A 14,177-nucleotide genomic window follows, 5' to 3' on the forward strand; every position below is an offset into this window, starting at 1 on the left:
GGTTCAGTAAAGCCGGCGGCGGAAGGCCCAGGCCGAACCGGTCAGGGTAATGGCGGCGATCACCAGCATGGGCCAAATACTGTCCCAGGCCTGGGCCGGGCTGATGCCCTTAAGGAACAGGCCCCAGGCCAAATCAAGGAAATGGCGGACCGGATTGGCCAGGGTCAAGGTTTGCATCCAGTCGGGCATATTTTCCACCGGGGTGGCGAAGCCGGACAAAATGATGGTCGGCACCATGTAAAAGAACGCCCCCAAGATGGCCTGCTGCTGGGTTGACGACAGGGCCGAGATGAACAGGCCGACGCCGATCACCGACAGCAAGAAGGCCACCACCGCGGCATAGACCAGCAGGGCCGAGGCGGTCATCGGCACCTTAAACCACACTTGTGCGGCAACGATGATGATGGTGCTTTCGGCCACGCCGATCAAAAGCGCCGGAGTGGTCTTGCCGATCAGGATTTCCCACGGGCGCAGCGGCGTCACCAGCAATTGCTCGAAGGTGCCCAGCTCGCGCTCGCGCGCCACGGACAGCGCGGTGACCACCAGGGCGACCACCTGGGTCAGCACGCCGACCAATCCGGGCACCACCACCCACAGGCTTTCCAGATTGGGGTTGAACCACGACCGTTCCACCAGCACCGGCACCTGGGTTGTCGGGGCCAGATCATGATTATGGCTGGTGATGATGTTTTGCAGATAACCGGAAACGATTTGGGCGCTGTTCGAGCGGCGGCCGTCCAAAATGATCTGGATGCTGGCGCCGCCGCCGTTTTCCACCCGGCGGGAAAAATCCTGGGGGATGCGTAAGGCGACCATCACCCGGCGCGAATCGATGGCGGCGGCCATGTCGTTTTCGCTGTTCACCGCCACGATGTCGGAAAAGGCCGGCGCCCCGGCGATGGCCGCCACCAATTCGTGTGAGGCCAATCCGCCATCTTGGTTCAGCACCGCCAGCGAGGCGATTTTGACGTCATAAGTACACGCATAGGAAAAGATCGCCAATTGCAGCAATGGCGGCACGATCAGGACGAAGCGGCTTTTGCCGTCGCGCCACACCGCCAGCAATTCCTTGATGATCAAGGCCCGGATGCGTCCGAACATGAGGGTTACTCCAGGCTTTTGCGGGTGCGCTTCCAGGTCAGGGCCAGGAAGAAGGCGGCGATGGCCGTCAGGGCCAGACAATTGGGCCAGACGACGCTCCAGACATCGCCGGCCAGGAACAGGGTTTGCAAAATGGTGACGAAATAGCGTGCCGCCACCACCCGTGACAGCAGGTCCACCCATAGCGGCATGCTGGACGGCTCGAAGACGAACCCCGACAACATGAAAGCAGGCATGAAGGCGGCGACGATGGCCACTTGGCCGGCGACGAATTGATTGCGGGCGATGGTGGAGATCAGCAATCCCATGGACAGGGCGGCGACCATGTACAGGGACGAGCTCAGGGCCAGCACCCACACCGATCCCCGCAACGGCACATCATAGACGACCAGACCGACCAGCACCGACAAGGCCATGCCGCCCATGCCGAGAACGAAATAAGGGGCCAGCTTGCCGACCAGCAATTCAAGGCGGCCCACCGGGGTGGCGATCAGCGCCTCCATGGTGCCGCGTTCCCATTCACGCGCCACCACCAAGGCGGTCAGGATGGTGCCGGTCAGGGTCATGATGATGGCGATCAGGCCGGGGATGAGGAAATGTCGCGATTCCAGCGCCGGATTGAACCAGACGCGGGTTTCGGCACTGATCGGCAGGGTCAGGGATTGACCGGCGGCGCGGGCTTCGTGCCCCAGCCATTTCGTCCATACCCCTTCCACATAGCCCTTGGTCAGCCGTGCCGTATTGGCGTCGGTGCCGTCCAGCAGCACCTGGATGGCGGCCTGTTGGCCGCGTCCGACCAAGGCGTCGAAATCGTTGCCAAGCAGCACGACGCCGCGATAGCGCCCGGCGACCATGCCGGCCTCGGCCAGTTGGCGTTGGCGTAATTCGGTGACGGTGAAGAACGTCGAATTGCGAAAGGCCGCAACCAGCGAGGTCGCCTTGGGGGTGGGCTGTTCCAGCACCACCGCCAGCCGGATGTCCTTGGCGTCCAGCGATACGCCATAGCCGATCAGCAACAACAACACCAACGGCAAGACAAAGGCGATGTACAGGCTGGACAGATCGCGGCGGATTTGCAGCACTTCCTTGACCATCAAGGCGAGCAGGCGGCGCCGGTTCATGATGTTTGCGCCTTTTCGACCAGGGCGACAAAGGCGTCTTCCAGCGTCGGATCGGGGATGGCGTCGCTGCGGGCTTGGGCCTTGATTTCGTCAGGCGTGCCCAGCGCGATCAGCTTGCCGGCGAAGATGATGCCCAGGCGGTCGCAATATTCGGCTTCGTCAAGGAAATGGGTGGTGACCAAGACAGAGACGCCCTCGGCCGCCATGGCGTTGATGTGGGTCCAAAATTCGCGTCGCACCAACGGATCGACGCCCGAGGTCGGCTCGTCCAGGAACAAGGTGTCGGGGCCGTGCATGATGGCGCAGGCCAGGGCCAGACGTTGCTTGAAACCCAGCGGCAAGGCACCGGCATTGGTGCCGCCATACGGGTCGAGGGCGAAGACGTCGCGCATGGTGGCGATGGTCTGGCGCTGGGTCTTGCCGGCCAGCCCATAGATGCCGGAAAAGAAATTCAGGTTCTGCTGGACCGACAGATCGGGGTAAAGCGAGAATTTTTGCGACATATAGCCCAGATTCTGCCGGCCTTGGGCGGCGGCATGGGCAAGATCGCGACCGCCGACCTCGGCGATGCCGGAACTGACCGGCAGCAGGCCGCACAGCATGCGGAAGGTGGTGGATTTGCCGGCGCCGTTGGGCCCCAAAAGGCCGAAGATCTCACCGGCCTTGACGGCGAAGCTGACCTGATCGACGGCGACGAAATCGTCGAAGCGGCGCACCAGATCGGTGGCGCGCACGGCGATGCCGTCGGTGGGGACGGCGGGGCGATGGCGCGGCGGCAGGGTGGGGATGGCGGCCTTGCGTTCCAGCAAGGTGATGAAGGCATCCTCGAACCGGGGCGGGACGGCGGAAACCTCGTGCCCTTCGACCTTTGGCGGCGGCGCGCCTTCCTCCATCACCAGCCGGACGCTGGCGCCTTGGATCAGGCTGTCACGGACATCGGGGCGGGCGCTGGTTTCCAGTTGCACCTTGCGGCGGTCGGCGCCGCCCTTGATGACGAAGCAGCGTCCCTCGACCCGCTTGGTCAGCTCGGCCGGTGGGCCGACATGCAGCAGCCGGCCTTGATCCAGCAGCAAGACCTCGTGGCAGCGTTCGGCTTCGTCCAGATAGGCGGTGCTCCACACCACGCCGACGCCTTGCTCGGCCAGTTCATGCACCATGCGCCATAATTGCCGGCGCGACACCGGATCGACGCCGACGCTGGGTTCGTCCAGCAACAACAGGCTGGGGGTGGCGACCAAGGCGCAGGCCAGCCCCAATTTCTGTTTCATGCCGCCTGACAATTTGCCGGCCAGCCGAGTCTGAAAACCATCCAGGCCGGAAAAATCCAGCAAGCGGGCGAAGATGGCCGGCTGCTCCGCCGGCGCCAACGAGCGTAATTCGGCGTAAAGGCGCAGGTTCTCCGAAACCGTCAGGTCCTCGTACAGGCCAAAGCGTTGCGGCATATAGCCGATATCGCCATTGACGCTGATGCTGCCATCGTCGGGATTGAGCAATCCCGCCATCAACCGCATCAGCGTGGTCTTGCCCGCGCCGTCAGCCCCGACCAATCCGGTGACGCGGCCGGCCGATAGGGCGGCGCTGATATTGTCGACGGCAATGGTGGGGCCGAAGCGCTTGCCCACCCCGGACAGGGTGATGGCGGTCGTCATTATTTCGGCGCCGACGACAGCAATCGCACCGTCACCGGCATGCCTTGGCGCAGGCCGTCATCGGCGTCATCGACGACGATGCGCAGGCGATAGACCAGCGAGGTCCGCAATGCGCGGGTTTCCACCGCTTTCGGGGTGAATTCGGCTACCGGCGAGACAAAGCCGACCTGACCGTGATAGGTCTTGCCGCCGTCGGTGACGATCTCGGCGGCGGTGCCCGGCACGGCCCGGCCGAGATCGGGCTCAGCCACCCAACTGCGCACCTGCATGGGATTCATCAGGGCCAGGGTGGCGATGGTGGCGCCGGGCAGGGTCATGGCGCCGGGCTCACGCACGCGGGTCATGACGATGCCGTCGGCCGGGCTGGTCAGCACCGCGTCGGCCAGACGGCGGCGCATCAGGTCCATGGTGGCTTTTTCGCCATCCAACTGGGCGCGGCCGATGGTGATATCTTCTTCGCGGAAGCCTTGGCGTTGCAGATCCAGGGCTTGACGGGCGCGGGCCGCCTGGGCCTCGGCCTGGCGCAAGAGGTTGCGGGCGTCGTCGAGCGCCTGGCGCGAGACGGTGGCGCCCAGTTCCACCCCGGCCCGGCGATCATAGGTGACGCGGGCGTTGTTCAGCGCCGCTTCGGCTTTTTCCAGCTCGGCCTTGGCCTGGGCGATTTCCTGCGGCCGGTTGCCGGCTTCCAGCTTGGCCAATTGCGCTTCTTGCGCCGCCACGCGGGCTTCGGTCACCCGGACCGCGTCCTTCAGATAGCCGTCATCAAGTTCGGCCACCACTTGGCCGGCGGCGACCGTGTCGCCTTCTTCCACCAACAGCTTGGCCAATCGGCCTTCGACCCGAAACGACAGGTCCACCTGCCGCACATCGACGTTGCCGGACAAGATCAGCCCGGTATCGGCGGGGCCGGGGCGGGAGACGATCCACCCGCCAACGGCCGCCGCCGCCAATAGGGCGGCAATGGCCAGGGCGATCAAAGGCTTTCGAGACATGACGCGCTCCGTGATGGTCGAGTGACCAGTCGGGACAGTGTACGGCGAAAGCGAAAACACACACCGTCTATTTGCTCATGGGTTTGTTGCGGTAAATACGCGGGGCGGAGGTGGGCGGAAAATAGTCGGCTACAGCATGCTGGTGCACTGACTCACAAAGCCGCTGCTCGTGTGAGAAAGGGGCTTGCCTAACCCCGCAGAAATCCAGTATGTTCCGTCCTCCCGCGCTTCGCGGGCATACAGCCTGCACCCGTAGCTCAGCTGGATAGAGCGCTGCCCTCCGAAGGCAGAGGCCACAAGTTCGAATCTTGTCGGGTGCGCCAAATTTTTCCAAAGCAAATTCAATGTGTTAGCGGCTGTCCCGCTGTAGGCCATAAACTGACCTGATGATTTTGCGCGACAATTGCGCGACACTCAGGGCGAAAAAGTGTCGCGTGAGGCGCTCAATGGCTACGATCTCGGAACGGTATAATCGCGAAGGCCAGTTGATCGGTTGGCAGGTGAAAATTCGCAAGCGCGGATATCCTGCCATGGTCAAAACCTTCGAACGGAAGAACGACGCTCAGGCCTGGGCGACCATCAAGGAATCGGAGATGGTTCGGGCGGTCTTCGTTGATCGTTCCAAGGCTGAACGCACCACTTTTCGCGATGCTGTTGAGGCATACATCACCAACACCGCCCCCACTCACAAAGGGGGACGAGATGAAATCCTGCGACTTCAAAAATTCCTGCGGGACGAGGTCAGACTTGCAGCGCACGCACTTGCAACGCTGACAACCAGGTTGTTCGAGGAATATCGGGATCGGCGGTTAAACGAGGTCGCCGCCAGCACGGTTAAGCGCGAACTTGGTCTTTTGCATGCGGTCATTGAAACCGTCCGTAAAAGCCATGGGATGATTGAAAATCCCGTTTCCGACGTTCGCCGCCCCAGTGTCCGCGATGCACGAGATATGCCGTCAGCCTGCGCATCCGCAAGCGCATCGAAGAGGTCTTCGGCTGGGCCAAGACCACCGGCGGCCTGCGCAAGACGCGCCACAAAGGCACCGATCGTGTGGACTGGATATTCACCCTGACCGTCGCTGCATACAATCTCGTCAGGCTGCCAAAACTGATGACGGTGGCCTGATGACGCCCGGACTCCGCCTCGAACCGGCGGAACCCGCGAAAATCGGCCGCTCTCGCGGACCGTAACCCTCGCCGACGCCGCTGAAAGCTTCGGACCGACGGGGAAAGGGGGCGCGAACACGCCTTTTTCCGCACCCTGTTAAACCGGTTCCCAGGTGCTTAGTTCTCCAGCATTCACTTTTGACCGAAAGAGGTCGAACAGTCCGAGGCCGTCGAGTTTCGCGATTTCCTCGAAGCCGAGTAGGAAATCATATCCGTCGAAATTTATGCCCTGCATGACCTCGCCGTAGACCTCTGCGAAAGGCTCTTCGAAAGCCTTTCGCAGTTGGTTCGAAGTGTCCGTCCAGCCGTTGATGCCGTTGTGGTATCCCTGCTGCCGGTTCTGAACGCATCGGGTTAGGTCGGCGGAAAACCAAATCTTGCAGGCGACTGGCCGGAGCGCATAGATGCGGCATTCACCCCCCACGCCAAGGTGCGGGCATTGGACAAGATCCTTTGTCCGCCGAGCCTCTGAGGCGGCCCATCGTGCGCGGTCAGGGAGCCCTGCGTCCGCCCTCTTGATCTCTTCGTAATGCTCAATGATGGTGATGGCGTCGAGCATGCTCATCGAGAAGCTCCCCGAGGTGACGCCACGCGCTTCCGATGGGATCAGGCAGCAGGCGTGGCAGCCACGCACGCAGGCGATTTCGACCTTCTGGGAGACGGCCTCGTAGGCCAGGTCTGAGATGGCGTTGCCGATGTCCTGATGAATGCGGGCGACCTGGACCAAGGCGCGGTAAGAACCATCTGCCCGCGATATCCCAGCCAATCGGCGCCGGGCTTCCCCCATCAGTGACTGGACGGCGTCATTGGCCAGCAGGTCATAGGGCGCTTCCGTTCCCATGTCGTCCTTCTCATTTGAGCCATGGCCATTCTTCTGCTTGTCGACAGAGGGGAGATAGGCGGGCAAGGGCTCTCTTCAGGAATGGCACAAAATCTGGTTTCTTAAGCGGCTCAGCCCGCCGCACGGATAGGTGCGGCGGGCTGATGCTTCGTTTCAGGTCACGCTATGGCTCGTTTTGGCGGAACTATCCTGCCAGTCATACATAACAATTTGGTTCGGCGTCACGAGCAACCGGTGGTGCCGCCGCAGGTGTCGCACTTGAGGCAGGTGCCGTTGCGCACCAAGGTGAAATTGCCGCATTCGGGGCAGGCGTCGCCTTCATAGCCCTTCATGCGCGCCTTCTTGATTTCCTCGGCGCGGGCGTCGAATTGCTGGATGGCGGTTTCCGGGTCCACCGACAACGCCACCTGGGTGGTGGTCATGGTCGATCCGGCGATGTCCGCTGACAGCGAGGCGGCGTTGCCGCCGGCCACCACCAGGAATTTGGAACGGACATAGCCCTTGGAGGTGACGCGTTCCACCACTGCCGCGGCCTTTTCCAACTGACCTTCGATATTGCCGCGTCCCACCGTGTCGGGGGCCAGATCGGCCGGTTCCACATGGGCCAGATCGTTGCGCGACAGATAGGAAATGGCCAGTTCGCGGAAGATGTAATCCAGGATCGAGGTGGCCATCTTGATGGTGTCGTTGCCCTGCACCGGACCTTGCGGTTCAAAGCGGGTGAAGGTGAAGGCCTCGACGAATTCTTCCAGCGGCACGCCGTATTGCAGGCCGATGGAAATGGCGATGGCGAAGTTGTTCATCATGGCGCGGAAAGCGGCGCCTTCCTTATGCATGTCGATGAAGATCTCGCCGACCTTGCCGTCTTCGTATTCGCCGGTGCGCAGATAGACCTTGTGGCCGCCGACCATGGCCTTTTGCGTATAGCCCTTGCGACGGTCGGGCAGCTTGGCGCGGCGTGCGGCGACGATGCGTTCGACGATGCGTTCGGCGACGATTTCGGCTCGGGCCGCCATGGGGGCGGCGGCGATTTCTTCTTCCAAGGCGCCGGCATCGTCCAGCAATGCCGCCTGCAACGGCTGGCTTAGTTTCGAGCCATCGCGATACAGCGCATTGGCCTTCAGACCCAGGCGCCACGACAGCATATAGGCGTTCTTGCAATCATCAACGCTGGCCGAATTGGGCATGTTGATGGTCTTGGAAATCGCCCCCGAGATGAACGGCTGCGCCGCCGCCATCATATGGATGTGGCTTTCCGCCGACAGGAAACGCTTGCCGACCTTGCCGCACGGACTGGCGCAATCGAACACCGGCAGGTGCGCGTCCTTGAGGAAGGGCGCGCCTTCCAAGGTCATGGCGCCGGTGCAATAGGTGTTGGCGGCGTCGATTTCGGCCTTGGCGAAGCCCAGATGGGCCAGCAGGTCGAAGGACAGGTCATCCAGCTTGGAGCGGCTGATCTTCAGCACCTCGGTGCAGAATTCCTCGCCCAGGGTGTATTTGTTGAAGACGAACTTGATGTCGAAGGCGGCTTCCAGCGATTGCTCGATCTTTTCCAGCACCTCGTCGGTGAAGCCCTTGGCCCGCAGCTTGTCGTGATCAATGCCCGGCGCGTCGCGAAGGGTGGCGTGACCGACCGCATAGCGGATGATCTCGGCGACGTCGCTTTCCGAATAGCCCAGATTGCGCAGGGCTTCGGGAACCATGCGGTTGATGATCTTGAAATAACCGCCGCCGGCCAGCTTCTTGAACTTGACCAAGGCGAAATCGGGTTCGATGCCGGTGGTGTCGCAATCCATCACCAGACCGATGGTGCCGGTCGGCGCGATGACCGTGGATTGGGCGTTGCGATAGCCGTTCTTTTCCCCCAGGGTCAAGGCATTGTCCCAGGCCAGCCGGGCCGAGGCGACCAGGGCGGCGTCGGGGCAATTATCGGCATCCAGCGGCACCGGGCTGATGTCGAGGCCTTCATAGCCCGAGGTCAGGCCATAGGCGGCACGGCGATGGTTGCGCATGACCCGCAGCATGTGGGCGGAATTGGCGGCGTAACCGGGGAAGGCCCCCTGTTCACCGGCCATTTCGGCCGAGGTGACATAGGATTCGCCGGTCATCAACGCGGTGATGGCGCCGGTCAACGCCCGGCCCTGCTGGCTGTCATAAGGCAGGCCCGAGGCCATCAGCAAACCGCCGATATTGGCGAACCCCAGACCCAAGGTGCGGAATTCATAGGAGAGCTGGGCGATCTTTTCCGACGGGAACTGCGCCATCAGCACCGAGATTTCCAACACCATGGTCCACAGCCGGCAGGCGTGGCGGAAGCCGTCAACGTCAAAGGTGCCGTCCTGGCGGCGGAAACACAGCAGGTTCAAGGACGCCAGATTGCAGGCGGTATCGTCCAGGAACATGTATTCCGAACACGGATTGGAGGCGTTGATCCGGCCCGATTCCGGGCAGGTGTGCCAGTCGTTGATGGTGGTGTCGAATTGGATGCCCGGATCGGCGCAAGCCCAGGCGGCTTCACCGATGCGGTCCCACAAATCGCGGGCCTTGAGGTCTTTCTTCACCTTGTCGGAATTGCGATGCTTGAGCACCCATTCCCGGTCGTCGATGACGGCGTTGAGGAAGTCGTCGGTGACGCGCACGGTGTTGTTGGAATTCTGCCCCGACACGGTCAGATAGGCTTCGGAATCCCAGTCGGTGTTGAACACCGGGAACTCGATGTCGAAATAACCCTGGCGGGCGAACTGGATCATGCGCTGGACATAGTTTTCCGGGATCATCACGCCGCGGGCGCCGATGATCGCTTTTTTCAAGCGCTTGTTCAGCTTGGGATCGAAACGGGCTTGGGATTCGGCGTCGCCGTCCCATTCGCGCATGGAGGCCATGACTTCGCCCAGGTGCTTTTGCGCCAGCTTCGAACCGGCGACCAGGGCGGCGACCTTTTGCTCTTCGACCACTTTCCAGTTGATGAAGGCTTCGATATCGGGGTGATCGACATCGACCACCACCATCTTGGCGGCGCGCCGCGTGGTGCCGCCCGACTTGATGGCGCCGGCGGCGCGGTCACCGATCTTCAAGAAACTCATCAGCCCCGACGATTTGCCGCCGCCGGACAGGCGCTCGCCTTCGCCGCGCAGCTTGGAAAAATTGGTGCCGGTGCCCGAGCCATATTTGAACAAGCGGGCTTCGCGCACCCACAAATCCATGATCCCGCCTTCGTTGACCAGATCGTCTTCGATGGACTGGATGAAGCAGGCATGCGGCTGCGGATGCTCATAGGACGATTTGGACCGGGTCATCTTGCCGGTCTTGTAATCGACGTAATAGTGACCCTGGCTGGGGCCATCAATGCCATAAGCCCAATGCAGGCCGGTGTTGAACCATTGCGGCGAGTTGGGCGCGCCCATCTGGCTGGCCAACATGAAGGCCATTTCGTCGCGGAAGGTCAGCGCGTCGTCTTCGGACGAAAAATAGCCGCCCTTCCAGCCCCAATAGGTCCAGGTGCCGGCCAGGCGGTCAAAGACCTGGGCGGCGCTGGTTTCGCCGCTGACCCGCTGTTCGGCCGGCAGCGCCTTGAGCGCCTCGGCATCGGGTTCGTGACGTTGCAGCCACTCGGGCACGCCCTTTTCGGCGACACGCTTCAACCGGGCGGGGATACCAGCCTTGCGGAAATATTTCTGCGCCAGAACGTCGCAGGCGACCTGCGACCATTTGGTCGGCACGTCGATATCCTTGGCTTGGAACACCACCGAACCGTCGGGATTGCGAATCTCGCTGGTCGCCTTGCGGAAGTCGATGCCCGCGTAACGGGACGAGCCGGACTTGGTGAAGTGACGCTGAACGCGCATGGGTTCCCCTCTGTTTGTCTGTTTGGCTAAGGACCAACCGCCGGCGGCGACAGCGAAACAAAGGGATTCCTTAGGGAATCACCTCTCTTTGCGTAGCTCACAACATGTTGTGGCTCGCCCCGAACCGAGACGCAGATTATGCGCAGTGCGGTGTTGACGCAACCACATTTTGTCTGTCGGGCGTGATTTTCACACATCATATAGATACAATAATTCTCGCATTTTATCGGATTTGGATCCGTCCTTGCGAAGCGCTGGACGCAAGCCGCGCCATTTGCCATAGTCCGCCCCTGCAAGATCACTCCCATAAGAACAACGAGGGCGTCATGGCCGGTTTTGGAACTCTGCTGTTCACCTGGCTCAAAGGCAAACTGGTCGGCACCGATACGGCCGGCAACCGCTATTATATCGAGCGTGGTACCCCCAAGGGCCGCCGGGCCAAGCGCTGGGTCCTGTTTAATGGCGTTACCGAGGCTTCGGCGGTGCCGCCGGAATGGCATGCTTGGCTGCATCACACCGTTGATGCGCCGTTGACCGATTCGGTCCGCCGCGAATGGCAAAAGCCGCATCAGGCCAATGGCTCGGGCACGACCAATGCCTATCTGCCCCCTGGTCACGACCTGCGCGGCGGCCAGCGCGAGCGGGCCACCGGCGATTACGAGGCGTGGCAGCCCTAAGTCTGCCGCAAGAGGGAATGTGATGGTCACCAAGGGCGGTTCGCGCGACACCATAATCGGCGCCATCGTCATCGCCGTGGCGGCGGTTATGCTGGCGCTGATCTATGTCAAGGAAGACTTGGCCGGACAAGCCGCGGGCGGCTATGTGGTCAAGGCCCGCTTCAATCGGCTGGACGGCATCAGCATCGGCAGCCCGGTGCGGCTGTCCGGCGTCAAGATCGGCGCGGTGCAGGCGGAAACCCTGGACCCGGAATTCCGCGCCATCACCCATCTGCATATCAATGATCAGGTGCCGTTGCCCGCCGATTCCACCGCCGTGATCCGCACGGATGGGTTGCTGGGATCTAAATATATCGATTTGGGGCCGGGTGGTGACGATACGATGATGAAGGACGGCGACAGCATCCTTTACACTCAGGATTCCATGGTCATCGAGGATCTCTTGGAAATGATCATCGAACAGGGCAAAAGCAAGCGCGGCTATGGCAGCAAGGCGCTGCCCTCGGTCAGCAACAACTAGCCCGGCCAGGAGAGCATCATGGGACGCAATCTCATCGAAACGATCATGGGGGGAGTGGTTCTGGCGGTGGCCGGATTCTTCCTGGCTTTCGCTTGGCGTCACGCCGATCTTGGGCAAGTGAAGGGCTATGTGCTGAGCGCCCAGTTCGCCGGTATCGGTGGCCTGGACACCGGTGCCGACGTCCGCATCAACGGCATCAAGGTCGGCACGGTGGCCAGCCAGTCGCTGGACCCGATCAGCTATAATGCCGTGGTCAAGATGACCATCTCGCCAGAGATTCGCCTGCCCACCGACACGGTTGCCACCATCAGCGCCGATGGTCTGCTGGGCGGAAAATTCATCAAGTTGATGCCCGGCCGCGCCAATGAGCGGCTGGCCGAAGGCAGCGAGTTGGCCAAGACCAAGGATTACCGTTCGATCGAGGAAATGGTCGGCGAGTTGATCTTCCTGGCGACGACGCCCCCGGCTGCGCCGTCGGCTGCGCCCGTTGCCCCCGTTGCCCCCGTTGCCCCCGTGGATCATCCGGCGCAATGATCCGCCGACTGATCATGCTGGCCGGGACAGGATTGTTCCTGCTGGCCATGCCGGCCGGGGCGCAACAGCCGCCGATGCCGGAATTGTCGCTGGACATGGCGGTTCTGGGCGGTTTGGACAAGATCACCGCCCGGGTGGTGACCATCGAGGCCCCGGTGGGGGAGCCGGTGCGTTTCGGCACCTTGGAAGTGGTGGCGCGCGCCTGCAAAAAGCGGCGGCCCGAAGAAAGCCCGGAAAGCGCCGCCTTTCTTGATATCTGGGACATCAAGCAGGGCCAGCCGGCGCAAGGGGTGTTTCGCGGCTGGATGTTCGCTTCCAGTCCGGCGCTGTCGGCGATGGAGCATCCGGTCTACGACATCTGGGTGCTGGACTGCCGCAAGGGACGCTGATCCCAATCGATCCCGCCGTCATGCCCGCACGGGGCGGGCATGACCTAATCGCGAAAAAGGAACGAAGCCCCCTGGACTCCCGCTTGCGCCGGAGGGGGGGCTTTTCGCCGCCGATCAGAAAATCGGAATACCGCCGGCTTGCGCCAGGGCAGGAATAACCGGGCAGGAAATGCCGCGTCGGTCATTTTTGCCGGCCTGCGTGGTGGTTTGCTGGGCGACCGACTGACCGGGTGCGCCTTGCTGTTGTTGCTGCTGTTCCTCTTCCTTCAGCGCCTGCTGAAGCTGTTCTTCCACCGCTTCTTGGATTTTTTGTTCCAGAATCTGCTGCACCACCGGTTCCATCTTGGACAAGGCCTCGTCGTCCAGGCCCATTTGAGCCATGATCTTCTTGCGCAGTTCTTCCTTCAGTTTTTCAATGCGGGTGTCGCGCACCCAATTGGTAAAGCCCTTTTCCTTGATCGCATCCATTTCGCTTTCATGGGCCTTTTGCCGCGCATCGGCTTTTTGCGATGCTTTCAAGGCGGCATTGAAATCACCGCCTGCGGTCCCTTGCGTGCCCGCCATGGTCAAGCCGGCGCCTGCCGACAATGTGGTGTTGTCGTCGATACCCGAGATCATCATAGCCCCCAAAGCTGCTCAGATAAGCGGGGCGGTTGCAATCTCTGGGCCAACGCTTAGGGCATAGCTCCAATCAACCGGATTGGTCAGAAAGGTCGCTGGCTGTTGCAGTGCCGCCGCCAATAATTCCTTGTAGTGATAACGGGGGATTTCCACCACGCCGAAGCGGGACAGGTGGTCGGTGATGAATTGGGTGTCCAAAAGCACGGTGCCCCCCAGTTTCAGCCGCGCCACCAGATCGACCAACGCCACCTTTGACGCGTCGGTGCGGCGGCTGAACATGCTTTCGCCGAAAAAGGCCCCGCCCAGGGCCAAGCCATACAGGCCGCCGACCAGGGTGTCGCCATCCCAACTTTCCACCGAATGGGCCAAGCCCATGGCGTGCAGGTGGCAAAACAGGTCGGCGATCTGGTTGTTGATCCAGGTTTCCTCGCGCCCTTGCTTGGCTTCGGCGCAGCCTTCCAGCACCGTGCGAAAGGCGGTGTCCACCCGGATTTGATAGCGGCCTTGCTTTAGCGTTTTTTTCAGCGAGCGCGGAATGTGAAAGCGATCCAGGGGCAGGATTCCCCGCTCGTCCGGGTCGATCCAATAAAGCTTTGGATCGTCGCGGGTCTGGGCCATGGGAAACAGGCCCATGGCATAGGCACGCAGCAAGATATCGGGGGTCAGGGCGCGCATTGTCTTCCCATGTGGTTTTCCTTTGAAATGTATGGCGTCTGGTGA

The 14,177-nt window shown here is 61.8% G+C and carries 12 protein-coding genes, 1 tRNA gene and 1 pseudogene; 6 read left to right on the top strand and 8 right to left on the bottom strand.

From position 1 onward, the window contains the following. Nucleotides 1-3 precede the first annotated feature (3 nt). Genes KEC16_RS00880 through KEC16_RS00895 form a run of 4 tightly spaced genes read right to left on the bottom strand, consistent with a single transcriptional unit; the run spans nucleotide 4 to nucleotide 4,863 of the window. A complete protein-coding gene (locus tag KEC16_RS00880; protein ID WP_211545774.1) occupies nucleotides 4-1,101 on the bottom strand; it encodes an ABC transporter permease in 1,098 nt (365 codons plus the stop codon). A gap of 5 nt (nucleotides 1,102-1,106) precedes the next feature. Further along, nucleotides 1,107-2,222, bottom strand: coding sequence for an ABC transporter permease (locus tag KEC16_RS00885; RefSeq protein WP_211545775.1), 1,116 nt, complete (start codon nucleotides 2,220-2,222; stop codon nucleotides 1,107-1,109). Continuing rightward, nucleotides 2,219-3,871, bottom strand: coding sequence for an ATP-binding cassette domain-containing protein (locus KEC16_RS00890; RefSeq protein ID WP_211545776.1), 1,653 nt, complete (start codon nucleotides 3,869-3,871; stop codon nucleotides 2,219-2,221). The genes KEC16_RS00885 and KEC16_RS00890 overlap by 4 nt, the downstream gene beginning before the upstream one ends. Further along, a complete protein-coding gene (locus KEC16_RS00895) occupies nucleotides 3,871-4,863 on the bottom strand; it encodes an HlyD family secretion protein (protein ID WP_211545777.1) in 993 nt (330 codons plus the stop codon). Before KEC16_RS00895 ends, KEC16_RS00890 begins: the two co-directional genes overlap by 1 nt. 246 nt (nucleotides 4,864-5,109) lie before the next feature. On the opposite strand from KEC16_RS00895, the gene KEC16_RS00900 reads away from it, so the two are divergent. Further along, nucleotides 5,110-5,186, top strand: a tRNA-Arg gene (locus KEC16_RS00900). A gap of 626 nt (nucleotides 5,187-5,812) precedes the next feature. Further along, nucleotides 5,813-5,989, top strand: a pseudogene (locus KEC16_RS00905) (transposase); the annotation flags it as partial. 138 nt (nucleotides 5,990-6,127) lie between these two features. Here KEC16_RS00905 and KEC16_RS00910 read toward each other — a convergent pair. Both KEC16_RS00910 and KEC16_RS00915 read right to left on the bottom strand, forming a co-directional pair. Next, nucleotides 6,128-6,937 carry a YkgJ family cysteine cluster protein gene (locus KEC16_RS00910; protein WP_211545778.1) on the bottom strand — a complete coding sequence of 270 codons (810 nt, stop codon included), beginning with the start codon at nucleotides 6,935-6,937 and terminating at the stop codon, nucleotides 6,128-6,130. A gap of 155 nt (nucleotides 6,938-7,092) precedes the next feature. Beyond that, a complete protein-coding gene (locus tag KEC16_RS00915; RefSeq protein WP_211545779.1) occupies nucleotides 7,093-10,716 on the bottom strand; it encodes a vitamin B12-dependent ribonucleotide reductase in 3,624 nt (1,207 codons plus the stop codon). Between the two features lie 326 nt (nucleotides 10,717-11,042). Here KEC16_RS00915 and KEC16_RS00920 point away from each other — a divergent pair, with 326 nt between their 5' ends. From KEC16_RS00920 to KEC16_RS00935, 4 genes are read left to right on the top strand one after another with little or no spacing between them, the layout of a single operon-like run. Further along, complete coding sequence (locus tag KEC16_RS00920) at nucleotides 11,043-11,393, top strand: NADH:ubiquinone oxidoreductase subunit NDUFA12 (protein ID WP_211545780.1); 351 nt, start codon at nucleotides 11,043-11,045, stop codon at nucleotides 11,391-11,393. Between the two features lie 22 nt (nucleotides 11,394-11,415). Continuing rightward, nucleotides 11,416-11,913 (top strand): outer membrane lipid asymmetry maintenance protein MlaD, encoded by a 498-nt coding sequence (gene mlaD / locus KEC16_RS00925; protein WP_211546315.1) that lies wholly within the window; start codon nucleotides 11,416-11,418, stop codon nucleotides 11,911-11,913. An 18-nt stretch (nucleotides 11,914-11,931) separates the two neighbouring features. Then, the gene (mlaD, locus tag KEC16_RS00930; protein WP_211545781.1) at nucleotides 11,932-12,447 is read left to right on the top strand and encodes an outer membrane lipid asymmetry maintenance protein MlaD; all 516 of its coding nucleotides are present in this window, start codon (nucleotides 11,932-11,934) and stop codon (nucleotides 12,445-12,447) included. Further along, nucleotides 12,444-12,836 carry a DUF2155 domain-containing protein gene (locus KEC16_RS00935; protein WP_249208613.1) on the top strand — a complete coding sequence of 131 codons (393 nt, stop codon included), beginning with the start codon at nucleotides 12,444-12,446 and terminating at the stop codon, nucleotides 12,834-12,836. The genes mlaD (KEC16_RS00930) and KEC16_RS00935 overlap by 4 nt, the downstream gene beginning before the upstream one ends. Before the next feature lie 114 nt (nucleotides 12,837-12,950). On the opposite strand, the gene KEC16_RS00940 is transcribed toward KEC16_RS00935, so the two are convergent. Both KEC16_RS00940 and aat read right to left on the bottom strand, forming a co-directional pair. Further along, nucleotides 12,951-13,457, bottom strand: coding sequence for a hypothetical protein (locus KEC16_RS00940; protein WP_211545782.1), 507 nt, complete (start codon nucleotides 13,455-13,457; stop codon nucleotides 12,951-12,953). A gap of 15 nt (nucleotides 13,458-13,472) precedes the next feature. Continuing rightward, the gene (gene aat / locus KEC16_RS00945; protein ID WP_211545783.1) at nucleotides 13,473-14,132 is read right to left on the bottom strand and encodes a leucyl/phenylalanyl-tRNA--protein transferase; all 660 of its coding nucleotides are present in this window, start codon (nucleotides 14,130-14,132) and stop codon (nucleotides 13,473-13,475) included. Nucleotides 14,133-14,177 lie beyond the last annotated feature (45 nt).

The sequence above is a fragment of the Magnetospirillum sulfuroxidans genome (assembly GCF_018224925.1).
Lineage (GTDB): Bacteria > Pseudomonadota > Alphaproteobacteria > Rhodospirillales > Magnetospirillaceae > Magnetospirillum > Magnetospirillum sulfuroxidans.